16 protein-coding genes are annotated in these 24,106 nt (G+C 41.0%); 13 read left to right on the top strand and 3 right to left on the bottom strand.

Features of this window, described 5'->3' with window-relative positions; genetic code table 11:
* Window positions 1–140: 140 nt before the first annotated feature.
* From P8O16_RS02870 to P8O16_RS02910, 9 genes are all read left to right on the top strand, one after another.
* The gene (locus P8O16_RS02870; protein ID WP_300310667.1) at window positions 141–2,672 is read left to right on the top strand and encodes a M14 family metallopeptidase; all 2,532 of its coding nucleotides are present in this window, start codon (window positions 141–143) and stop codon (window positions 2,670–2,672) included.
* A 243-nt stretch (window positions 2,673–2,915) separates the two neighbouring features.
* Window positions 2,916–4,580 (top strand): carboxylesterase family protein, encoded by a 1,665-nt coding sequence (locus P8O16_RS02875; RefSeq protein ID WP_300310669.1) that lies wholly within the window; start codon window positions 2,916–2,918, stop codon window positions 4,578–4,580.
* 65 nt (window positions 4,581–4,645) lie between these two features.
* A complete protein-coding gene (locus tag P8O16_RS02880) occupies window positions 4,646–5,068 on the top strand; it encodes a cupin domain-containing protein (RefSeq protein WP_300310671.1) in 423 nt (140 codons plus the stop codon).
* Window positions 5,065–5,757 (top strand): hypothetical protein, encoded by a 693-nt coding sequence (locus P8O16_RS02885; protein WP_300310673.1) that lies wholly within the window; start codon window positions 5,065–5,067, stop codon window positions 5,755–5,757. The genes P8O16_RS02880 and P8O16_RS02885 overlap by 4 nt, the downstream gene beginning before the upstream one ends.
* A 52-nt stretch (window positions 5,758–5,809) precedes the next feature.
* Window positions 5,810–7,408: a GMC family oxidoreductase gene (locus P8O16_RS02890; protein ID WP_300310675.1), complete on the top strand. Its 1,599-nt coding sequence runs from the start codon at window positions 5,810–5,812 to the stop codon at window positions 7,406–7,408.
* A 194-nt stretch (window positions 7,409–7,602) separates the two neighbouring features.
* A complete protein-coding gene (locus tag P8O16_RS02895) occupies window positions 7,603–8,940 on the top strand; it encodes an acetylxylan esterase (RefSeq protein ID WP_300310677.1) in 1,338 nt (445 codons plus the stop codon).
* Between the two features lie 122 nt (window positions 8,941–9,062).
* Window positions 9,063–10,721, top strand: a complete 1,659-nt coding sequence (gene glgP / locus P8O16_RS02900; protein ID WP_300310679.1) for an alpha-glucan family phosphorylase — start codon at window positions 9,063–9,065, stop codon at window positions 10,719–10,721.
* Between the two features lie 86 nt (window positions 10,722–10,807).
* Window positions 10,808–11,506, top strand: coding sequence for a DUF1003 domain-containing protein (locus P8O16_RS02905; protein WP_300310681.1), 699 nt, complete (start codon window positions 10,808–10,810; stop codon window positions 11,504–11,506).
* Window positions 11,507–11,558: 52 nt separating this feature from the next.
* The gene (locus tag P8O16_RS02910) at window positions 11,559–13,358 is read left to right on the top strand and encodes a M14 family metallopeptidase (protein ID WP_300310683.1); all 1,800 of its coding nucleotides are present in this window, start codon (window positions 11,559–11,561) and stop codon (window positions 13,356–13,358) included.
* Between the two features lie 49 nt (window positions 13,359–13,407).
* Here the strand turns inward: P8O16_RS02910 and P8O16_RS02915 are convergent, their stop codons facing one another.
* From P8O16_RS02915 to P8O16_RS02925, 3 genes are read right to left on the bottom strand one after another with little or no spacing between them, the layout of a single operon-like run.
* A complete protein-coding gene (locus tag P8O16_RS02915) occupies window positions 13,408–14,811 on the bottom strand; it encodes an efflux transporter outer membrane subunit (RefSeq protein WP_300310685.1) in 1,404 nt (467 codons plus the stop codon).
* A complete protein-coding gene (locus tag P8O16_RS02920) occupies window positions 14,808–17,975 on the bottom strand; it encodes an efflux RND transporter permease subunit (protein ID WP_300310687.1) in 3,168 nt (1,055 codons plus the stop codon). Before P8O16_RS02920 ends, P8O16_RS02915 begins: the two co-directional genes overlap by 4 nt.
* 4 nt (window positions 17,976–17,979) lie before the next feature.
* Window positions 17,980–19,122: an efflux RND transporter periplasmic adaptor subunit gene (locus P8O16_RS02925; protein ID WP_300310688.1), complete on the bottom strand. Its 1,143-nt coding sequence runs from the start codon at window positions 19,120–19,122 to the stop codon at window positions 17,980–17,982.
* A 216-nt stretch (window positions 19,123–19,338) separates the two neighbouring features.
* Between P8O16_RS02925 and P8O16_RS02930 the strand changes: the two genes are divergently transcribed.
* The 4 genes from P8O16_RS02930 to P8O16_RS02945 all read left to right on the top strand — a co-directional run bounded on the left by P8O16_RS02930 (window position 19,339) and on the right by P8O16_RS02945 (window position 24,074).
* The gene (locus P8O16_RS02930; RefSeq protein WP_300310691.1) at window positions 19,339–21,498 is read left to right on the top strand and encodes a TonB-dependent receptor; all 2,160 of its coding nucleotides are present in this window, start codon (window positions 19,339–19,341) and stop codon (window positions 21,496–21,498) included.
* 10 nt (window positions 21,499–21,508) lie between these two features.
* On the top strand, window positions 21,509–22,153 hold the full coding sequence (locus P8O16_RS02935; protein WP_300310693.1) for a hypothetical protein: 645 nt from the start codon (window positions 21,509–21,511) through the stop codon (window positions 22,151–22,153).
* A 95-nt stretch (window positions 22,154–22,248) separates the two neighbouring features.
* A complete protein-coding gene (locus tag P8O16_RS02940) occupies window positions 22,249–23,325 on the top strand; it encodes a sensor histidine kinase (RefSeq protein WP_300310695.1) in 1,077 nt (358 codons plus the stop codon).
* On the top strand, window positions 23,322–24,074 hold the full coding sequence (locus tag P8O16_RS02945; RefSeq protein WP_300310697.1) for a LytTR family DNA-binding domain-containing protein: 753 nt from the start codon (window positions 23,322–23,324) through the stop codon (window positions 24,072–24,074). Before P8O16_RS02940 ends, P8O16_RS02945 begins: the two co-directional genes overlap by 4 nt.
* Window positions 24,075–24,106: the final 32 nt, after the last annotated feature.

A 24,106-nucleotide genomic window follows, 5' to 3' on the forward strand; every position in this document is an offset into this window, starting at 1 on the left:
GGAACTTTTGTCACATTTGGAAAAAGTGACTCCGTTTTATAAACATACAAGGTAACGGAAATCAAAAGCTTTTTTTTAATCGGTGTGAATGCTAAAGCCAAATCCTTTTAAATTCAAGTCGTCAATCTTTACCACCTCCTATGAAAAAACAATTACTACTGACTTTAATCCTTTTTACGACAACAATTTGCAGCTGGGCACAAATCCAAACTCCAGAGCAATTCCTGGGTTACAAGCCCGGCGATCGATTTACTCCACATCACCGCATGGTGGATTACTTTGAGCATGTCGCTGCAAATAATCCTAACGTCAAACTGATTCAATACGGTGAGACTAACGAGAAGCGTCCACTGATCATAGCCATATTCTCTAGCTCAGAAAACATGGCGCGTCTGGAAGAGATCCGTACTGATAACCTTAAACGGGCAGGATTGATGGATGGCAGCCCTGTTCATTCGATTCCGGTCAATTGGATGTCATTTAATGTTCATGGAAATGAGTCTGTAGGAATGGAAGCGGCGATTTCTGCCTTCTATACGCTAGCAAATCCAGCCAATGCCAAATCTCAGGAATGGCTCAAAAACCAGGTCATCATCATGGATCCTGCCATCAATCCTGACGGAAGAGATCGTTATTCAAACTGGTACAATCAGAAAATGAATACTACGCTTCAACCGGATCTTCAGTCCATGGAGCATAGCGAGCCTTGGCCAGGTGGTCGTGCCAACCATTATTTATTCGATTTGAACAGAGATTGGGCTTGGCAAGTGCAAGTGGAATCTCAGGCTAGATTAAAAATGTACCAGCAATGGATGCCGCAGCTTCATCTCGACTTTCATGAGCAGGGAATCAATAATCCTTTTTATATGGCGCCAGCAGCTGAGCCCTTGCATGAGCAGTTGAGTCCATTTCAACATGAGTTTCAGGATATTTTCGGAAAGAATACTGCCAAGTATTTCGACGACATGGGTAGATTTTATTTTACCAAAGAGCGATTTGATTTGCTTTATCCTTCCTATGGGGATTCCTATCCGATGTTTAATGGCGCGATTGGGATGACCATCGAGCAAGGTGGCGGAGGCCAAGCCGGCCGTGGCGGCTTTAATTCTGTAGGTGATACGGTGACTTTGAGCTATAGAATCGAAGGTCATTACACTGCCGCACTTTCTGCAGCTGAAGTTACTAGCCAAAATGCGGAGAAGCTACTTTCGGAATTTACCAAGTTTTATAAAGACAACTCCAGCAGCCCAAAAGGCAAATACAAAAGCTTTGTCATCAAAGGAGAAAGCAATCCAGCTCAGGTAGCCAAATTGCTCGAATTACTCGATAAAAATGGTATTCGTTATGGCAAAGCAGGAACAAAGTCAGGCTTGAAGGGTTATGAGTACCAAAGCGGAAAATCAAATTCATTTTCTACTTCGGATCAAGACATCGTGATCTCGGCCTATCAGCCGAAGTCTGTTTTGGCTCAGGTTTTCTTCGAACCTAATCCTCAACTCAATGATAGCATCACTTATGATATCACGAGTTGGTCCATGCCTTACGCCTATAATGTCGAAGCCTTTGCTTTGGAAACTCGAATGGATCCAGCTGGAGCATATGAAAAGCCAGCTTTCACTACAAATGTGGCTGGCAAAACTCCAGTGGCTTACATCGCAGGATGGCATGGCACTCGGGATGCAGCATTCTTAGCTGCACTTTTGAATCAAGGAATTCGAGTGAAATATCCGGAGTATGCATTCAAGACTGAAGGCAAAAGCTTTCCGGCAGGAACCCTGCTAATCACTAAAGGTGGAAATGAATATGTGGCTGATTTTGACAAGAAAGTAACCGAGACAGCTAATAAATTTGGAATCACTTTAGCCACAACCATGACTGGCTACATGGAAGAAGGCAAGGATTTCGGCTCTCCGAATATCCGTGTGATCCAAGCTCCAAAAGTTGCTCTAGTTGGCGGTCAAGGAACTAATTCACTTGGATTTGGCGAAGTTTGGCACTTTTTTGAAAAAGACCTTAATTATCCACTAAGCACTTTGGAACTAGAAAACATGGGCCGCTATGACCTTAGCAAATACGATGTGATCATCATGCCATCCACACGCGGGGGTGGATTGAGCAAAGCTGCTCAGGATAAGATAGTGGATTGGGTACGTGCAGGTGGAAAAATGATCGCTATTGACAATGCCTTGAATCTTTTTGCAAATAAAGAAGGCTTCGCGCTGAAGACTTTTGATACCGACGAAGAGAAAAAGGAAGCTGAAAAAGTTGAAAAGTCAATTGCCAAAGAAGAACGTTTGGCCCCATATATTGAAGGTGAGCGATTAGCGATTTCAGGTGGAGCAGCAGGTGCGATCTACAAAGTGGATATGGATCAAACGCATCCACTTGGCTACGGTACTGGTGGAAAATTCTACACGCTAAAAAACAATTCCAGCAAATATGCTTACCTGACGGATGGCGTGAATGCAGGAAAAATCATTTCAAATGATTCCTATCGAACTGGCTATATCGGCTACAAAATCAAATCTACCATGGGAGCTTCTTTGGCAATAGGAGCTGAGAATCTCGGTCGTGGCGAGATAGTTTACTTTGTGGATAACCCAATCTTCCGTGGATTCTGGGAGTCTGGCAAATTGATTTTGAGCAACGCCATCTTTATGGTAGGACAATAAAAGGATATAAGATTTTAGATATATGATGTATGATTTACCGGCTGCTGAAAAGTAGCCGGTTTTTTTGTGACTATAAGAAAGCCAACTCGAAATTCCGGATCACTCAGGCCTATTTTGTCATTTCGAAACAATAATTCTCCATTCAAATAATGTTTTGGTGAAAAATGGGTTCAAAATCATTTTGGCTAAAGGAGATTCATTATATTTTCTTAGCAATCAATCCTTTATCAAAAACCCAAAACCATGAAAAACAACAGAAGAGACTTTTTCAAAAAGATAGGAGTCGGTACTGCGGGAATCGGCCTGGCATCTTCCATTCCTTTTACCTCCTGTGCTAGTGCCTCTCCGGAAGAAACAAACACCGATGAACAGTTTCTTCAGATCGGCGACGATATCGCTATTGCAAATACAAACTCTGGAAAAGTAAGAGGCTACATTTTAAATGGTGTTTACACCTATTTGGGCATTCCTTATGGTGCTGACACTTCTGGGAAAAACCGATTTATGCCCCCACAGAAGCCAGCCCCTTGGTCAGATGTGAAGCCTACTCTTTGGTGGGGAAATACCGCTCCTCAGATCATGGATAATCGTTATGCAAATGTGGATTACTCATTTGCTGACCATTGGAATTACGATGATCTCAGCGAGGATTGTCTTCGCTTAAATGTTTGGACTCCAGAAATTTCGGATGGCAAAAAACGTCCTGTGATGTTTTGGCTTCATGGAGGTGGATTCACCAATGGAAACGCATTTGAGCAAGATGGCTACCACGGGGAAAATTTCTCCAAAAAAGGAGATGTTGTTTTTGTGTCAATCAATCATCGTTTAGGTCCTTTGGGATTCACTGACTTATCGGGAGTAGGCGGAGAAAAGTATGCCTCTTCCGGCAACGTCAGCCAATTGGATATAATCGCTGCTTTGGAATGGGTAAGAGATAACATCTCCAATTTTGGCGGCGACCCAGGCAATGTCACCATTATGGGACAATCCGGTGGTGGTGCGAAAGTTACTTGCACCATGGCTATGCCTGCTTCTAAGGGTTTAGTAAATAAAGGCGTGGCATTGAGCGGGTCTATGCTAGTCGCAAATGAACAAAGCTACAGTCAGAAATTAGGGCAATTTGTGATGGAAGAAGCAGGCTTGACTCCAGCGACCTTGGATCAGCTTCAGGACTTAAGTTGGCGAGCCTATATTGATGTAGCGAATGCCGCCTTGGCTCGAATGCGAAAGGAAAACCCAACACCAGGTTTCCGAGGTGGTTTCGGGCCAGTGGCAGATGGGGTTCATATTCCAAAAGGAGAGTTTTTCACGGAGACTGCAGCGCATGCCGCAGAAATGCCTTTGATGATTTGTACTACTTTTCACGAGTGGAATCCTACCCGAACGTCACCTGAATTAGAAAAAATCGATTTTCCCGGAGTAGCTGAGAAAATCAAAGAACGATTTGGAGATCAATCTGAGGCCATCATTGCAGCCTATCGGGAAGATTTTCCAGAAGCATCTCCTGCAGATATATGGGCTATGATTATGTCCAATCGTCAAAATGCAATCAAGGCAGCAAATGCGAAATCATCCCAATCTGCTCCGGTCTATTTAGCTTGGTTTGGTTGGGAGCCCAATCTGTACTCTGGTAGAATGAAGGCTTTCCATTGCATCGATATTTGCTTCTGGTATGCCAATACCGACCGGATGTACACGCATACCGGCGGAGGAAGTCGGCCTAGATCGCTTTCAAAAGAAATGTCGACAGCATTAATTTCATTTATGAAAACTGGGGATCCCAATGGCAGCAAACTTCCATCTTGGCCTAAGTATTCTGCAGAAAATGGAGAAACCATGATTTTGAATGATCAAAGTCTGGTCAAGAATAAACCTGACGGAAAAGGCTTGGCGAGCTTGCCGGCCTAATTACTAAAAGGGGGCTCAAATGAGTCCCCTTTTATTTTTAAAAGGAAAGGCTTAGTTTAACAGCTATGAAAGCATTTCATCTCCTCCTAATTATTTTACTAGCAGGTAATTTTTCCTGTAATTCGTCAGAGATTTCTCAGGAAATAACTTTTGAAAAATTAGCCGAATCCACCCAAAGCTGGAATGGGGATACTCTTCCCAGCTATCCCGAAGGCCAGCCCAAAGTCACCATCCTCAAGGCTAGTATTCCTCCGAAAGCAAAACTGGAAATGCACGAACACCTCGTGATCAATGCTGGACTTTTGCTAAAAGGGGAATTAACAGTAATCGATGAATTTGGAAACCGGTTGGAATTAAAAGCGGGAGATACTATCATCGAACTGGTGAATACTTTTCATTATGGGATCAATGAAGGAACAGAGACGGCAGAGATTGTAGTGTTTTATGCGGGAGATGATAAAACCCCGATTACCAAAATCAAAGAATGAAAATTTACCTGACCCTCCTATTTTCATTTATTACCATTTCCCTTTTTGCTCAAAGCAAAGAAATCCTACATGCGGTAAACTTCCTAGGGGCATCAATCTACTCAGAACCAAATTTTGATTCACAGATCGTTGGACTAGTTGAAGTAGGCAATAAAATTTATGTGGATAAAACTCTTGACAAAAAAGTCAAAAAGCGAATTTCTCCGGAGTTGGAGTTAGAAGGAAATTGGTTTCAAATCATTTTAGATTCGAATGTCGGTTATGTTTTTAGCGGTGATTTTTCAGCAAAAACGATTGATAGAGATTCCAATCCTGCAAGTTTTGAGGAGTTAAACATGTTTGGAAAAGAACTTGAGAAAAAAGAATATACCGAGCAGACAATTATTGAAGGTAAATCTTATCCCATGGAAAAGATAGTTACTGCTTATGAATTTGCTTTAATCAATGAAACATTATTCGACGACTGCCACGATTGGGAATACCTACTAGAAGGCTTTACCCTCTCAGAAGCTTATCATCAATTAATCAACCTGCACTCCAGAAAATACAATAACCAAACCGAAATTCCCGCAATCATCTCTCGTGAAGGGAATGTTTGGAATTTTTCAGATATTGATGCGATCCAATCCTTGCAATTGCATGACTTGGGAGATGGTAAATTCAAGATTACTTTATATTCCTGCACCTAAGAAAACCTACTGCTTTTTTATATTTTGTGTATGATTTCACCCCAATCATTCCATGGCTGAATTTGATTACATTATCGTCGGCGCAGGTTCTGCTGGATGCGTTTTGGTAAACAGACTTTCTGAGAATCCCTCCAATCAAGTCTTACTTTTAGAAGCAGGCGCTCCCGACAAAAAAATGGAAATCAAAATCCCTGGCGCTTACACCAAGCTACATCGCTCGGAAGTGGATTGGGGATTTTGGTCAGAGCCTCAAGAGCAATTGGACGGCAGAAAACTCTTTCTCCCAAGAGGAAAGACACTCGGTGGGAGTTCCTCCACCAATGCAATGGCCTATGTGCGGGGCAATAGAGCAGACTACGATGAGTGGGCCGCTTTGGGAAATAAAGGTTGGGACTACGAATCAGTTTTACCATTCTTCAAAAAATCCGAACAGAACGAAGATATACACAATGATTTTCACGGGACATCGGGTCCTCTAAATGTGACTTTCGCAAAATCTTTCAAAACCCCATTTGCGGATGCATTTGTAGAAGCTTGCGCAGAAAATGACATTCCGAAAAACCCAGATTACAACGGGGCTAAGCAAGCTGGTGCAAGTCTGATGCAGTTTACCATCAAAAATGGGAAGCGGCATAGTACAGCTGATGCCTTTCTCAAGCCAATTTTATCGAGACGTAATCTTACCATCAAAACTCAGACGCTGGTAAGCCGCATATTGCTCGAAAATGATCAGGCGATCGGTGTAGAAGTGATCAATCGAAAAGGTGGAATGGAGCAGATTTTCGCAAACAAAGAAGTAATCCTTTCTGCCGGTGCATTCCAATCTCCACAGATTCTGATGCTTTCAGAGATTGGGGATCCTGACGAATTAAAACCTTTTGGAATCGAGTCCAAAGTGAACCTCTCAGGCGTAGGTAAAAACCTTCAGGATCATTTGTTCTTTAATTGCTCAGCTTTGAGTAAAAAACAGGAAGGATTCAATCATCACACTACCCCTTGGAATCAGTTTAAAGGTCTTGTCCAACTTTTTCTAAGCAAAAAAGGGGCTTTGACTTGCAGTCCATTGGAAGCGGTAGCCTTTTTTAATACAAAAGAAGAATCTGGAGTAGATTTTCAATTTCATTTTGCTCCTATTCAAATTGGTGCTGACTACAAAACAGACTTTCACGACATTACCACATTTCCAACAGTAGATGGATTTACCATTTTACCTAGCCTAATCAAGCCGAAAAGTAAAGGCTTTGTTGCGCTAAGATCTGCTGACCCAAAAGCTGCACCTTTAATTCAACCTAATTTTCTTACAGAAAAAGCTGATTGGGAGACCTTGATTCGCGGCACCAGAAAAGCATTAGAAGTACTGAATTCGGATGCTTTTGCACCTTATCGTAAATCAGTCATCACCCCTCCCGATCAATCAGATGAAGGAATCATCGCCCATATCAAGAAGTCTGTGGAGACCATTTATCATCCGGTAGGTACTTGCAAAATGGGGAATGATGAAATGGCAGTTGTAAATGAAAAACTCCAAGTTCACGGAATTCGAAATCTACGAATAGCAGACGCCTCTATCATGCCGACGATTGTTTCTGGTAATACGAATGCGGCCTGTATCATGATTGGTGAGAAGGCTGCAGATCTCATTTTAGCATGAAATTCAATAATTTCTTTCATTGAAACCCATGTGGATAACTTGGATAATCTCAGATCAATTTAGCACTGATTGTTTTTTGATTTAACGTCTCATTTTACCATAAGTCACAATTAATCAATTGTTTGTTTTAAAATTTGTTTATTGAGAAAATCGAGGTACTATTTCTATAACTCTTATCTTTTAATTAACCCAAAATGAGAAAACCCTTTTTATTATCGCTCGGATTCTTTCTCTTTTTATACTTATCCACATTTGCCCAGCAGTCTCAACAAAGCCGTGATTCCATTTCAAAGCTCAGTCAGGCAGACCATCTATTGATGATGGAGAAACTTGGTTTGGAATCCCTAAGACCAGGTCCTTCCGGTAATCCAGCCGCTCCAAATGCAGCAAACGCTGATGAATCCAAAGCCACTCCTTTCAGTACCTTACCTGACCCACTGATTTTCGACAATGGAAATCTTGTAAAGAATAAAAAAGATTGGGAAAAAAGAAGGATGGAGCTTAAAGAGCATTTTGACAAAGAGATCTATGGTCGGATGCCCGAAAACATTCCAAACGTATCCTGGGAAATCATTGAAGAAAAAGACAGCCTATTTGGAGACGTAAAAGCACGGTTTAAGAAATTGATCGGGCATGTGGATAACTCTTCCTATCCTGATCTCGAAGTAAACTTAGAAATGATGATGGCCACTCCCTTGGAAACAAAAACTGCCGCTCCCTTAATCATGCAATTCAGTTGGGTTTGGCCAGTAGGGATGAATCGTCCAAAGCCCGAAGGTCCAACTTGGCAAGAACAAATCTTGAAGGAAGGCTGGGGTTTTGCGATGTTAATTCCTACCAGTTTTCAGGCAGATAATGGCGCAGGGTTGCGATCGGGAATTATCGGGCTAGTCAACAAAGGTGAGCCTAGAAAACTGGATGATTGGGGAACGCTCCGCGCTTGGGGTTGGGGAGCAAGTCGAGCATTAGATTATTTAGAAACCGATCCTTTGGTGGACGCCAAAAGAGTTGGCATTGAAGGTTTATCTAGATACGGAAAAGCTGCATTGGTAGCCATGGTGGACGAGCCTAGGTTTGCAATTGCCATGATCGCTTCATCTGGAGCAGGAGGCACAAAAATCTTCCGCAGAATCTATGGTGAGCAAGTAGAAAACCTCGCTTCATCGGGAGAATATCATTGGTTTACTCCAAATTTCATTAAATACGCTGGTAAGTTGACTCCAATGGATCTTCCTGTGGATGCGCACGAAATGTTGGCGCTTTGTGCACCTCGACCTGTATTTATTTCAAGCGGGGACCCTGAGGTGGAAGGTCATTGGATCGATGCCGTCGGGATGTTCAAGACTACTTTGGCAGCAAGTCCAGTTTATGAATTATTGGGAAAAAAAGGTCTTCAAACGGACACCTATCCCGAAACCAATATCGGACTTTTGGAAGGGGATTTAGTTTTTCGACAGCACGATGGTGGGCATACGGAAGGTCCCAACTGGGGATATTTCATTGACTTTGCAAAACGGTACTTCACAAATTGAACTTCCCTTAGTATTTATGCCTGATTTCAACCGATTTCCAAAAAATTACGCTTGATTTTTGGAATGAGAATTCCGATTGCCCAATCAATTCCTATAAATTAGGCCCTTTCAAAACGAACTTTATGACTGATTTCAAAAATTACAGCGTTCCTTATCAGACTGCTGATTCATATTCCAAGCGTGTGGCTTACTTCTCCATGGAATTTGCCGTGCACCAACCCTTAAAAATTTACTCAGGAGGCTTAGGCTTTCTTTCCGGCTCGCATCTCCGAAGTGCTTTTGAATTGAAGCAAAATCTTATCGGAATCGGAATTCTTTGGAAGTATGGCTATTATGACCAGAGTCGAAACCAAGATCAAACGCTTAAGCCAGAATGGTACGAAAAGACTTACTCATTCCTACAAGACACAGGAATCAAGTTTCAGATCAAAGTCCACGGCGCTCCGGTTTGGGTAAAAGCTTGGTATCTGGCTCCGGAAACGTTCAACTCTGCTCCGCTTTTCTTGTTGAGCACAGATCTTCCGGAAAATGATTACCTCAGCCAAACTATTACACATAGACTTTACGACTCGGATACAGCAGCCAAAGTTGCCCAGTTTATGCTACTGGGACTTGGAGGAGCAAAACTGATCGACGAATTGAACTTCAACCCTGAAGTATATCATTTGAATGAAGCACATGGAGTCAGTGCGGTTTTTCACTTGATGAAAAAATTTGGCAGCAAAGAAGAAGTGACCAAACGAGTAGTATTCACTACTCATACACCGGAAGAAGCCGGAAACGAAAAGCACGACATCTATCTCTGTGAGCGCATGGGCTATTTTAATGGCTATTCGATTCCAGATGTCAAAAAACTAACAGGAATGCGAGGCGAATTATTCAACCATAGCTTAGCAGCATTGCGATTTGCCAGAAAAGCAAATGGAGTAAGTAAACTGCATGGCGAAGTGAGTCGGGAAATGTGGAAAGACTATGAAAACATCCCTGAAATCACCCATGTGACAAATTCTCAAAACTTCAACTATTGGGCAGATAAGCAACTTTATCGCTACATGGAGGCCGGAGATGTGGAAAAATTTGAAGACCGAAAACGGTATTTGAAAAAAAGAGCTTTTGAAATCGTCGCTGATCAAACGGGCAAACTTCTAGACCCAGACGTGTTGACTATCGTATGGGCAAGAAGATTTGCGAACTATAAACGTCCTGATTTGTTAACTCGTGATTTTGAGCGATTCGAAAAATTAATGCGAGATACTGATCGCCCAGTCCAAATCATTTGGGCGGGAAAACCTTATCCGATGGATTATGGAGCTATTTCAGTCTTCAATCAACTCGTTCACTTAAGCAAAAACTATCCAAATATTGCTGTTTGTGTAGGCTACGAGTTGACCCTAAGCAAGCGACTCAAGCAGGCTTCAGATATTTGGTTAAATAACCCACGCGTTCCTCGCGAAGCCTCCGGAACTTCAGGAATGACTGCTTCAATGAATGGGTCTGTGAATTTCTCCACATTCGATGGATGGATCTGTGAGTTTGCTGATCATGGTAAAAATAGCTTTATCGTACCCGCAGCAGATTACAAGACTATGAGTGTTCCCGATCAGGATGAATTTGATTTGAACAATCTTTATGATGTTTTAGAAAAGGAAATCCTTCCAACCTATTATGGAAACAAAGACAGTTGGAGAGGTATAGTTCATCGGGGAATGAAAGAAGTGGTGGAGTTTTTTGAAAGTAATCGGATGGCTCGAGAATATTATGAGATCATGTACAAGGATTAATTTTCCTGCATTTATGAGTAAATGAAGGCCCAAGCTTGATTAACAAGCTTGGGCTTTTTTGTAGATTGACTTATTAATTTCCAGCTATGCTTTCATCTGCTATTTCTAATCAAAAAATTGCCTCCGGAGAAGAAGTGAGTTTAAAAGATATCCGAGAGGGGATTCGGTCCATGATCCTGAAGGAATATCCTGATTTTCCTTCGGAAGGCTACATTACCTTGACAGAACTCAACCAGTATCGAAGGAAATACCTTACTTTTTTGATTATTCAGGAAAAAGGGGAGCTTGCCAAAATCGACCAAGATGTGATGGAGGCGATCCAAAATAATTCCATTCTTTCGGAAAATATCAAGGATGAACTGGAAGAGACGCCCAATTTTGGAGATCGATTAGCTGATCAAATTGCCACTTTTGGCGGTAGCTGGACCTTTATTATAGTTTTTTTCAGCTTCATTTTGATCTGGATTGGTACCAATATTTTTATTTTGGTCACCAAGTCCTTTGACCCTTATCCCTTTATCTTACTGAATTTGATTCTTTCCTGCTTGGCTGCGATCCAAGCTCCTATCATCATGATGAGCCAAAATCGACAAGAATCAAAAGATCGTCAACGGAGCGAACACGATTACAAAATCAATTTAAAGGCCGAATTGGAGATCAAACTTCTCAGTGAAAAAATCGATCATCTTCTCGTTCATCAAAATAAGAAGTTATTAGAAATTCAAGAAATTCAAACCGATTACCTAGAAGATTTGATGAAGGCGGTTAGAAAAGAAGAGAAATAATTTCCTTCCCTTAAAATTCTTAAACTACCTTAGTTTTATTAAAATCAACCTTATGAAAATTCGATTCATTTTTGTCCCTGTACTATTTTTCAATCTATTTGGCCTAAACGTTTTGGCTCAAGATATCATGCCGCCATTACTTCCTTGGGATGGAAAAAGTAAGGAATTGATTGTGGATAAGTCAAATCCTTGGATTACTCCTTTTGAAAAATCGGGAGGCATTGAATCTCCTACTTATTCAGAAACTATTACCTGGCTGGAAAAGCTGGCAAACGAATCTTCTTATCTGACTATGACCAATGCGGGGATCTCGGAGCAGGGAAGGTTTATTCATATGATCATCGCATCCCTGGATAGAGATTTTTCAGCATCGGAGTTATCCACATCGAAAAAGCCACTCATTTTGATCCAGGCGGGGATTCATGCCGGAGAAATAGATGGAAAGGACGCTGGGATGATGCTGCTTCGGGATATTGCATTAGGTGACAAAAAAGAACTTTTGACCAAAGCGAATATTCTTTTTATACCTATACTCAATGTAGATGGTCACGAGCGAAGAAGCCAATTTGGACGTGTGAATCAGCGGGGACCAGTAGAGATGGGATGGCGTACAAACGCTCAAAATCTAAACCTCAACCGGGATTATACAAAACTCGAAACTGCTGGAATAAAAACTATTGCTAATATCATCAACAAATACGATCCGGATCTTTATATCGATGTGCACGTAACAGATGGCGCTGATTATCAATATGACATTACCTATGGCTATGTTGCAACCGGAGGTTATTCTCCGGCTATTTCTTCCTGGTTATCCACAGCATTCCAGCCTGAGGTAGACCAAGCATTGAAAGATATGGGACACATTCCCGGACCTCTACTTTTTGCGGCAAATGGAAATGACTTTTCTGCAGGAAATATTGCTTTCTCATTCAGTCCACGGTTTTCACATACCTATGGAGACATTAGACATATGGCTTCGATTCTGATCGAAAATCATTCTTTAAAACCTTTTGAGCAGCGGGTTTTGGGCACTTATGTTTTTTTGGAACAAGCCATAAATTCGCTTGGTGATCATTTTGAATCCTTACAGTCTGCCGTCAAATCTGATTCCAACCAACCAAAAGAATCTATTCCTGTCAAATTCAAATTCAGAGAAACACTTGCCGATTCCATGCAATTTCTAGGAATTGCATCTTCAAAAGTCAAATCTGAAATTACCGGAGCTGAATATGTAAAATGGGAAGGTAGACCGATTACGCAAGTAGTACCTAGTCTACTAATGGATGTTCCTGAACTTTCCGTTGCTGTTCCGAAAGCTTATTGGATTCCTGCCGAATGGGGTAATTTGATTCAAAAAATGAAGCAGCATGGGATCGAACTGGAATCTTTAACAGAATCAAAAGAAATGAAACTGGAGTTTTCCACAGTGGAAAACTATAAAATGGGCAATCAACCTTACGAGGGAATGATGCGCGTACAATCCTCCGATCTGAATCGTAACTATAAAACCCTGTCTCTTAGTCCGGGTTCTGTGCGGATCAAAACCGATCAGCCATTGGGCGAATTGGTAGTGATTTTAATGGAACCAGAGTCTGTAGATAGCTTCTATCAGTGGGGATATTTTAATACGATTTTTACGCAGACCGAATATATGGAAACCTATATTATGGAGCCATTGATCGCAAAAATGTTGGTAGAAGATCCAGATTTGAACAAACGATTTGAGGAAAAAAAGGCAGCTGAGCCTGATTTTGCAAAATCTCCTAGAGCGATTTACCAGTGGTTTTATGCGCAGACTCCTTACTTTGATCAGAATTGGAAAATGATTCCAGTGGGGAGAGAATGGTAGGGGAAATTAGAAGTCTGAAGTTAGAAGTCTACATTCTTACAATTTCAAATCACCATCCCCCTCCAAGCGCCTTATACAATTGTGCATAACTACTCAGAAGTTCCTGTTTGGTTCCAGCAAAATTCAACTGAGAATCAAATGCCTGCCGCTGAGACTCCAGATATTCCAAGTAGCTTGTTACGCCCTGATTGTATCGCTCCTGGGATAAAAACATAGCCCGAACAGCTGCTTTCACATGCGCTTCTCTAGCTATTAATTCTTTTCTGAGGGAGGTAATATTTACCAGCGTATTTTCCACTTCCCGAAAGGCTTCCAAAACAGTCCGCTCATAATTTAGCACTGCTTGCCGAGTCCTGCTTTCCTCAATGTCCACCTGTCGCTGCAAAGCTCCCCAATTAAAAATAGGTCCAAAAAGTGAGCCTCCCAGATTCCAAGCCGCACCACCGGAACCGAGACTTTTAAATTCACTTCCTGCTACTCCAAGCAAGCCTGTCAGAGAAATATTGGGAAGTCGATTGGCTTTTGCTGCACCAATTAGGGCATTTGATGCGATGAGATCTTGCTCGGCAAAAAGAATATCTGGTCTTCGAGCCAATAGTTGGCTAGGTAAACCTTCAGGAATTTTCAAATCAAGCGACTGGTCTATCAAAGCAGTCCCAATTTCAATTTCCTGCGGAAGTTCCCCCACCAAAACACTGATTTGATTTTCAGTCTGGGCAATCAATCGCTCCCAAATCGGAATACTTCCCGCAGCGATCGCGCTCTGGATTTGTGCCTGATTAAGATCTATTTCTGCAATAATCCCTTTAGCCAAGCGCTCCTCTATAATATTTTCCATACTATCCCTGAGCGTTAAGGTTTGATTAGAGACTTCAAGGCGAAGCTTATATTCCAATAATTGAAAATATGATGCCGCAACTGTACTCATCAAGCTCAGTTGAGTTGCCCGATAGCCTTGCTCAGAAGCTAAAATATTGGCTTTTGCAGCTTCATTGAGTCTTCTGTATTTCCCCCAAAAATCTATTTCCCAATTTACCGTACCAAATCCAGTAAACACATTTTGGGTATTTGGAAGAACCAGACCTGCATAATTTCCTCTGCTAGCTCCAGCTGAATAGCCAATTGTTGGTAACATTTGGGAGCGCTGAATTACCAAAGTGCTTTGGGCCTGTTGGATATTTTCTGCCGCAATAGCTAAATCCTGATTATTCTCCAGCGCTTTTTGAATTAACAAATCCAAAACCGGATCTTTAAAAATATCAAACCATTTGATATTCACTAAGGAATCCACTTTCAAGGAATCAATATTCACCAAGGCAAATTGCTGTTGATAAGTCGTGTCCGTAAACCGGTATTGATCGGGAATCGTGACTTCAGCACCCTGATAATTCTGTCCGGATTTACAGGACCAAAGGGATAACAATCCCAAACTGATGAGTAGTAATTTTCTCATGATTTTTGGGTGTTTAAAAGTGCCTCTCGTTTTTCTTCATATTTGCCAAGCTTACCTACCAAGACAAATAACATTGGATAAAGAAACAAGCCCAATAATGTGGCAACTCCAATCCCCCCTAGCAATGCCATTCCCATTACTTTTCTAGCCTCCGCGCCAGATCCAGAGGCTAGAATTAATGGCAATACTCCTAGTATAAAGGAGAAAACTGTCATCAAAATTGGCCTAAACCGAAGCTTAGCTGCCTCTACAGCTGCATCAAAAAGGCTGAGTCCTTCATCAAATTTGATCTTGGCAAACTCCACAATCAGGATGGCATTCTTAGCTGCCATCGCAATCAGCATGACCAAAGATATTTGAGCAAAAATATTATTCAAGTATGCTTCGTCCATCAGCCTTGCCAGATATAGAAATAAGAATGCACCAAAAAGTGCGAATGGAGTTCCTAACAAAATCGCGAATGGTAGAGACCAACTTTCATATTGTGCTGCTAAAATCAAAAACACAAAAAATAGAGAAAAAGCAAAAATCACTCCTATCTGGCCCGAAGAGGCTTTTTCTTGGTAACTCATGGCGTTCCAACTATAGGTCATGTCATCTGGAAGAACTTCTGCTGCCACTTCCTCTAGAGCATCCAGCGCTTGTAGAGAGGAGTATCCAGGAGCGGGAGAACCAGTCACCTCAGCAGATCGGAAAAGATTAAATCGATTGGTATAATCAGGCCCCGAGATTCGCTTGACATCTACAAAGCTTGAAATAGGGACAGACTCCCCTAGATTATTTTTGACATAGAACAGATCCAGACCATCTTCACTCTGCCGATATTCCGGCTCAGCTTGCACATAGGCTTTATATAGTCTACCAAAGCGGTTAAAATCATTAATATATGCACCCCCTAGATAAGCAGCAAATGTGTTATACACATCGCTCAGACGAACTCCAGTTTTCAGAATTTTATCCTGATTGATCTCCATAAAACGTTGAGGAACGCTCGCTTGATAGGTCGTAAAGGCTGAGGCAATCTCTGGTCTTTCTTGGACAGCTTTGATGAAAGCATAGGTATTTTGTGCTAAATAAGCTGGATCCTGACCCTTTTTATCTTGGATCATAATACTAAATCCAGACCCATTCCCAAGACCAGGAATAGCTGGAGGACCAAAACTAAAGGCCTGGGCTTCTTGGATCTCTTTAGCAAAAATCACATTCAATCGCTGCATCACCTCTTTGGCTGTAGCGTCTCGCTCATCCCAATCTTTCAAGGTGATAAACATAAAACCGGTATTTGGGATAAAAGATCCCGCGAGTAAACTAAAACCGGAAAGTGCTGTGGCATATTCGGTTTCAGGTTGAGCCATTACGATCTCCTCAATTTTTTTCATCACCACATCCGTACGCTGCATCGAAGCTGCATTTGGCAGTTGCAAGTTGACATAGATATAACCTTGATCTTCTTCGGGCAAAAACCCTCCGGGAACCATTGATCCGAATATGCCTGCTGCCACTAGCGTAATCAAAATATAAATCGAGCCACGCTTGAGCTTCCCAGCCATGACTTTAGCTAATCCATAGTAGCTTTCCGTACTCTTTTCAAAACCTGTATTGAATTTGGTGAAGAATCGACCCAATAGACCTTTACTAGGACCCGACGAACTTTTCAACAAAAGTGAACAAAGTGCAGGGCTCAGAGTCAAGGCATTGATAGAGGAGAACAAAACCGAAACAGCGATGGTAATCGCAAACTGCTGATAGAGCTTTCCCGTGATTCCTGCCATCGCTGCCACAGGGACGAATACCGCAACCATGACCAGTGTAGTAGCAATCACCGGAGCAGTTACTTCTCTCATTGCCTCAGAGGTAGCAGTTTTTGAATCCATACCTTTTTGCATATTCACTTGCACAGCTTCTACCACGACGATCGCATCATCCACAACGATTCCAATAGCCAAAACCAATCCCAACAGCGAAAGTGTATTAATTGAAAAGCCGAGCATCGGGAAAACCATAAATGCTGCAATTAAAGAAACCGGTATCGCAAGCGTTGGAATCAGAGTAGCTCTCCAATCTTGAATGAAAAGGAAAACTACCAGTACAACTAGCAAAAGAGCAATAATAAGTGTTTCGATAATCTCCGAAATACCAGCTTTAATCGGCGCGGTAGAATCCAATGAAACCTTGTATTCGATTCCTTCAGGAAAATCCTCAGCTAGTTCATCCATCGTCCGACGAACAGTTTCGGACAGCTCAACAGCGTTAGAACCTGGCGCTTGATACAATGCTATAATAGCACAGGAGTTTTTATTAAGTCTTGTGAATGCGTTGTAGGATTCAACCCCCAACTCAACTCTAGCTACATCCTTAATGAAAATTTGACTACCATCCTCTTCTGATCGGATGACTACATTTCCAAACTCCTCTTCTGAAACCAATCGGTCGGGAAGTCGAACTGTATAAGTAAACTCAGTTCCTGGAGGCGCTGGTTCGGATCCGAATTTTCCTCCTGGTGCAATAACATTTTGCTGACGAATTGCATCAACTATTTCTGGAATTGTGATTCCAAGTTTTGCCAGTCGATCCGGTTTTACCCAGATTCGCATAGAATAATCACTTGCCCCCAGAACCTGAACTCTCCCTATTCCTTTGGTTCGAGCAAGCTGATCTTTAATATTGATAATTCCATAATTCCCCAGAAATTCCTGATCGTAAGCTCCATCAGAAGTCAGGGCTACCAGCATCAGAATATTTGGCATCGACTTTTCGGTCTTTACTCCCAGGCGCTTTACTTCTTCGGGTAGTTTTGGAGTAGCTGCTGCTGCCCTTGTTTGGGTAAAGACCGTATTCATATCAGGATCTGTACCCAGATCAAAAGTCACATCAAGCGCTAAAGTCCCGTCATTAGCATTAGTAGATTTCATATAGAGCATGTTTTCTACCCCATTGATTTCTTGTTCTAATGGTGACGCCACGGATTGCTCTACACTTATAGCATTTGCCCCAGTAAATGCAGTACTCACGCGCACTACAGGAGGCGTGATATCAGGATACTGCTCTATAGCTAGCCCAAGAATAGAAACTCCACCAATAATCACCATGAAAAGTGCAATCACAATGGCTACAATTGGCCTTTTTACAAAGAATATCTGCTTTGAATCGTCTAGTTCGCTCATCTGCTTAATCTTTGTACTGAGATTGGAATACAACTTCTTTCGGGGAAATCACCTGCCCCGCAGCTACTTTTTGGATCGCCTCCAAGACCACCAGATCGTTTGATTCCAAACCGGATTTTACCAAAAAATAATCGCGGTAATTGCCGGCGATTTCTATTCCTTGTTGGATGATTTTATTTCCCTCCCCAACTTTAAACACAAAGAATTTTCCCTGAAACTCACTTACTGACCTTTGCGGAACAAGAACTCCATTTTCCACATTTTGGATGGGGACTCTCACCCGAGCAAATTGCCCTGGCCGAATCAGTCTATCTGGATTTGGAAATGTCGATTGAATTAAAATAGTGCCTGAACTTGCATCAATCTGACGGTTGATAAAATCGATTTTGCCTACTTGGTCAAATATGATTCCATCGGCCAAAATTAACTTGATCTCGGCTGGAGCATCCTGAATTTTTCGGTGTTCCTCCTGATATTCTCTGAAAATGGATAAATAATCATTTTCAGAAAGGAAAAATTCAACTCGTATTGAGTCGATTAATGAAACCACATTGAGAATTACTGGATTGGGATCACGCCCAACAAATTCTCCAATTTTAGCATTTGTCTTCCCAATCAATCCATCGATAGGCGATTTGATTTGGGTATAGCTCAATTGAATTCCCTGAAACCTTACCTTAGCTTCAGCAGCATTGACCATTGCTTCGGCAGCATCTCGATTTGCGATTGCCGCATCTAAGTCTTTTTCTGAAATAGCATTAATTTCTGCAAGAGGTCTATACCTGTTAAGGTCATTTTCAGCTTGTGTCAACTTTACTTTGGCTGAGGCTAGTTCGCTATTAGCAGCGTTGACTCCCTCTTGAAAAGGATCTGAATTTACCGTGTAAAGCAGTTCTCCTTTTCTGACCATTCGGCCTTCCTGAAAATGAATTCCCTCTAAATATCCTTCAGCCCTTGCACGGATGGGAATATCCACTTTCCCATAGATTTGAGCCACAAAATCCTTTTCCAATTGGATTGACTCTGTTTTCAATTTAACAACATCTACTTCAAGAGGAGGCCTTTCAACCACTTCAGGGGGAGAAGAACAGGAGCAGATTATTAAAATTAATGCAAAAAGAAATTGCTGAGGGGACATGTTCATCATAAATACATAATCGATCTTCTAGGTTAAAGATATTTAAAATCAAATAAAATCCTGGTTAGATCAGCTTTAAGAGAAATTTAATTTGCTGTTTTTTAACAATCCCAATTTTTTTCAATCAAGGTATTTTACACTTCAGTCACAAAAAACCACGCTTCAGTCAGGTTAAATTTTTATCTCAAGTACCCTTTTGCAGATTTGATTCAAATACAAATCGAAATGAAAGCGAAATTTATTCTCCTGATTTACTTTATCCTGTTCCAGACAGTTGCTTTTGGTCAAACAATCATAAGTGGAATAGTCTTGGATGAAAAAGGAATTGCTCTACCGGGAGTAAACATTTTTATAAAAGGAGGATACGACGGAGCAACCTCCAAAATAGATGGTAGTTACCGTTTTGAAACTGAGTTAGAAGGATATCAGATTTTAGTATTCCAGTTTATGGGTTTCAAATCCAGCCAAATCAGTATCGAGTGCAAAGCCGAACTTTTAAAAATAGAGAACATTATCCTAACAGAAGAAATCACCGAAATGAATTCCGTGACTATCTCAGCAGGAGCTATGGAGGCTTCCGATGAAGGAAAATCAGTGATTCTTAGACCACTCGATATTGTCACCACACCAAGTGCAATGGGCGATATCATGGGTGCCTTCCAAACTCTACCCGGCACAAGTACTGTTGGAAATGACGGTCGCCTTTTCGTAAGAGGTGGAGATGCAAGTGAAGTGGGAATCTATATCGACGGGATGCGTGTCGGTAATGCCTATGGGACCACAGCAGGAAATGTACCATCACGCACACGTTTTAACCCAAACCTATTCAAAGGAACATTCTTTAGCACGGGAGGGTATTCTGCAGAATATGGCCAAGCACTTTCCTCAGCTTTGGCACTGAATACAAAGGACCTTTCGATACGAAGCCAAGGAGATTTGAGCATAATGTCAGTCGGAGGAGGATATTCACATACTCTAGCAAATGAAAAACAAAGTATTACAGCGAGCGCGAACTACTTTAATCTTCAACCCTATCAAAATCTGATCAAACAAGAAATTGATTTTGAAGCAGCTCCAAATGCTTGGGATTTGGAAGTCGCCGCCCAAAAGAAAACAGGTAAAAATGGCCTGCTTAAAGTAATGGCTAGAACTGAATCAGGTGGAATGAGTCTTTGGCAGCAACTGCCAGGAACAGATCGCAAAGTTTTGGTTGACCTGAAAAATGATTACAGCTATGCACAAGCAAATTGGAGAACAATTCTGAAAAATGAATGGACGATTTTTACTGGAATCTCATATTCCAAGAACCTTGACCAGATTGGCTATGACAGCCTTCAGATTGAACGAAGGAATGAACTTATCCACATCAAAGGAACGGCTATTAAAGATTTTTCAGATCGGCTTTCTGCAAAATTCGGTGTAGAGCACTTCATTCATCCATACTCAGAAAAATTAGTCCGAGAAGGTTGGATAAGAGATTTTGATGACCGCGAAACATATTTGTTTACTGAATGGGATTTATATCTAAACAAGGATTTGGTATTCCGTGGGGGTCTTCGAGGTGGGGCAAGTAGTGTTTCGGAAGAAAAATGGTTGGACCCAAGATTCTCTGTAGCCTATCAGTTAAAAGAAAAAGGCCAATTATCATTTGCCGCAGGTAGCTTTCATCAACTGCCTGTGGATAACTTTCGGGTTTTGAACACGGATCTTCAAAATTCGGAATCCAATCACCTGATCTTAAACTACTTGTTTTCAAAAGATGGATTTACATTTCGAGCAGAAACCTTTTACAAGTCTTATGAAAATCTGGTGACGTTTGAAGGATCTCCTGACAATCCAGAATTATTGAAAAATGGTGGATCTGGTTATGCCAAAGGAATTGATTTTTTCTTCAGAGATCGTCAGACATTCAAAAATACAGACTATTGGGTGACTTACAGCTTTGTGGACAGCAAGCGAAGCTTTAACCAATTTCAAACTGAAGTTCAACCAAGTTTCGCTCCAAAGCATAACCTTTCAATTGTAGTCAAGCATTTTATAACTCCTCTCAAATCCCAACTCGGAGCTTCTTTTGCCTACAATGATGGCTATTCCTTTACAAATCCAAATGTGGATAACTCGGAGATGAACTCTAAAACCAAGAGCTTTCAAAACCTAAGTTTGTCCTGGAGCTATTTACCAAAACCGAACCTAATCATTCATTTAGCCTGCACTAATGTGCTGGGCAGAGATAATGTTTTTGGCTACACATTTAGCCCTAAGGCTAATTCACAGGGAATCTTTGAATCAATTCCTCAAGGACAAGTTGCTCCTCGATTTCTATTCTTGGGAATTTTCCTAACGCTTTCAAAAGACAAAACAGCAAATAACTTAAACAACCTCTAATCAATAAATTATGAAAAAGTACATTTTAACAACTGCTCTTTCCATTTTGTGGATAACTCTAAGTTTCGCTTCTGAATCTGCGTTTGAAGAAGCAATGATCAAACAATTAAAGTCAAAAAGTATAATTCAGACAGCTGAAGAAGCGCAGGATGTCATCAATGGTTTTATGAGAATTGCCGAAGCAAATGAAGGTGAGTGGCTTCCACTTTATTACGCTGCTTTAACCCAAACTGAATCTGCATTTAGATTTGATGTAAACAAGGATCAATTTTTTGATCAAGCACTCGAAATCACAAAAAAAGCGGCTCAAATCTCCCCATCCAATTCTGAAATCACAGCACTTCATGGCTATATCCTGATGGGAAAAATCAGCCTAGATCCAGGAAGTCGTGGTCAAAGCCTAAGTCCACAAGTGATGGAGCTATTTGGAAAAGCTATCGCACAAGATCGGAGCAATCCAAGGGCAGTGAATTTGATGTCGCAGATGGAGCTGGGAATGTCAAAATTCTTTGGATCAGGTCCAGAAAGGGCTTGTGGAATGGCTAGAATGAGTATGGAACTATATCAAAACGAAGAAGAAAAGGTTAGCGAGACATATATTCTTCCTACTTGGGGGAAAGATCAAATGGTGGAATTAATGAAGAATTGTAATTGATTTTAATTTAATTGTTTACAATATATATCCCTAAACAAAACCTTTCAAAAATTACTTTTGAAAGGTTTTGCTTGTTTTTATTTAACTTCAATCCGATGCCAACAGTAATACAGCAAAAGAAGATTCAAGCAATAAGTGGGCTTTGGACAAGCTTCCCAAAATTCATTGGGATTAATTTCATGATCGCCGTCATTTTGATCCCTGTATATTGTCCCTCTTGTCTGTTATCCTGGGAAGGATTGATTTCAGCAAGGGAAGATTTCATTTTTGCCTTTTTATTTTCTTCGGTATTAAGCTTTGGAGGAAGTAGGGTAGATGATTATTACGAGGCAAGAATCTCTTGGATCAGTCAGCCAATCAAGCGTTTAATCCTGACTGTCATCACATACCTAATCTATTGCTTCATAGCCACATTTCTAATTGCATTTTTCATTTCTTGGTTTTATGGGCATTTTACCCTAGCTGATGTTCGATGGGATTATTTAGTACAATTTACTAAACAGCCAATGATCATCGCTTTCGTATTCATGTCATTGTTTACTACCCGTTCTTGGCTCTTGGAATGGAAAAAATCAGCCACAGAAGCAGAAAAACTTAGAACAGAAATGATGGCAAGCCAATACCAAAGTTTAAAAGACCAACTTAATCCCCATTTCCTCTTTAATTCCTTAAATGTACTTTCCAATCTAGTCTATGAGGATGCGGATCGCTCGGCCGCATTTATTCTTAAGCTTTCAAAAATCTACCGGTATGTCCTTGAGGTACAACAGGAGGAATTGGTCGCTTTGGAAAAGGAGTTGGACTTTGCTAAAAACTACCTGGAGTTGCAAAAGATACGATTTGAAGAAAACCTGATTTACAATATCAAAGCTACGGGTACTGAACCCCTTTTTCTTCCTCCACTTTCTTTGCAACTTTTACTTGAAAATGCAATCAAACACAATGAAGCTAGTCAAGAGAATCCTCTATTTATTCAAATCATTCGAGAAGGAAACGAATTGTGGATAAGTAACACTTTTCAACCAAAGAAGAACTTGAACGAGCCCTCAACCGGAATAGGATTAGCGAATATTCGAAAGCGATATGAGCTACTTAGTAATCAAGAAATCCAAGTGATACAGACCGCTGATGAATTTATAGTAAAGCTTCCTCTTTTAAAGTTATCCACATGATCATAGTAATCATAGAAGATGAACGCCCTGCCGCAAACCGATTAATAAGGCTCTTAGAGCAGCATTTTGTGGGAGAAGAATTTGTTCAAGGTTTAGATTCAGTTAAGAAATCGATTCAATGGTTTTCAGATAATCCAGCTCCAGATCTAATCTTTTGTGACATTCAATTGGCTGATGGAATCAGCTTTGAGATCTTCGAACAAGTAAAACTATCCACACCCATTATTTTTACAACTGCATACGATCAATATGCCATAAAAGCCTTTCAGGTCAATGCGATTGACTATCTACTGAAGCCAGTCGACCCCGAAGAATTGGCCAGATCAATTTCAAAATACAAAGCAAACCAACTGAAGCCGAGCTTAGATTTTGAAGCTATAAAAGCCATGCTTGCCCCCAAAGTTGCTAATTTCAAAACACGATTTTTGGTGAAATATGGAGAGAAGATTCAAAGTATCACGGTTGAGGAGATTGCGTTTTTTTATAGTGAAGCACGTGTTACCTTTTTACAGACTACTTCAGGAAAACAATTTGTTCTTGATCAAACCTTAGAGCAGGTGGAAAGTCAAGTAGATCCGGATTCCTTTTTCAGACTAAATCGGAAATACCTTTGTTCATTCCCCTCTATTTCCGAAATTTTCACCTATTCAAATAGCCGATTAAAAGTAAAGTTGGTCAATTGTTCAGATGAAGATATCTTGATCAGCAGAGAGAAGACCGCCGACTTCAAAACTTGGCTAGATGGTTAAAAGGTAAACTATGGAAGAACAGAAACTAGATT

The organism is Algoriphagus sp., from assembly GCF_029254265.1.
Taxonomy (GTDB): Bacteria; Bacteroidota; Bacteroidia; order Cytophagales; family Cyclobacteriaceae; genus Algoriphagus.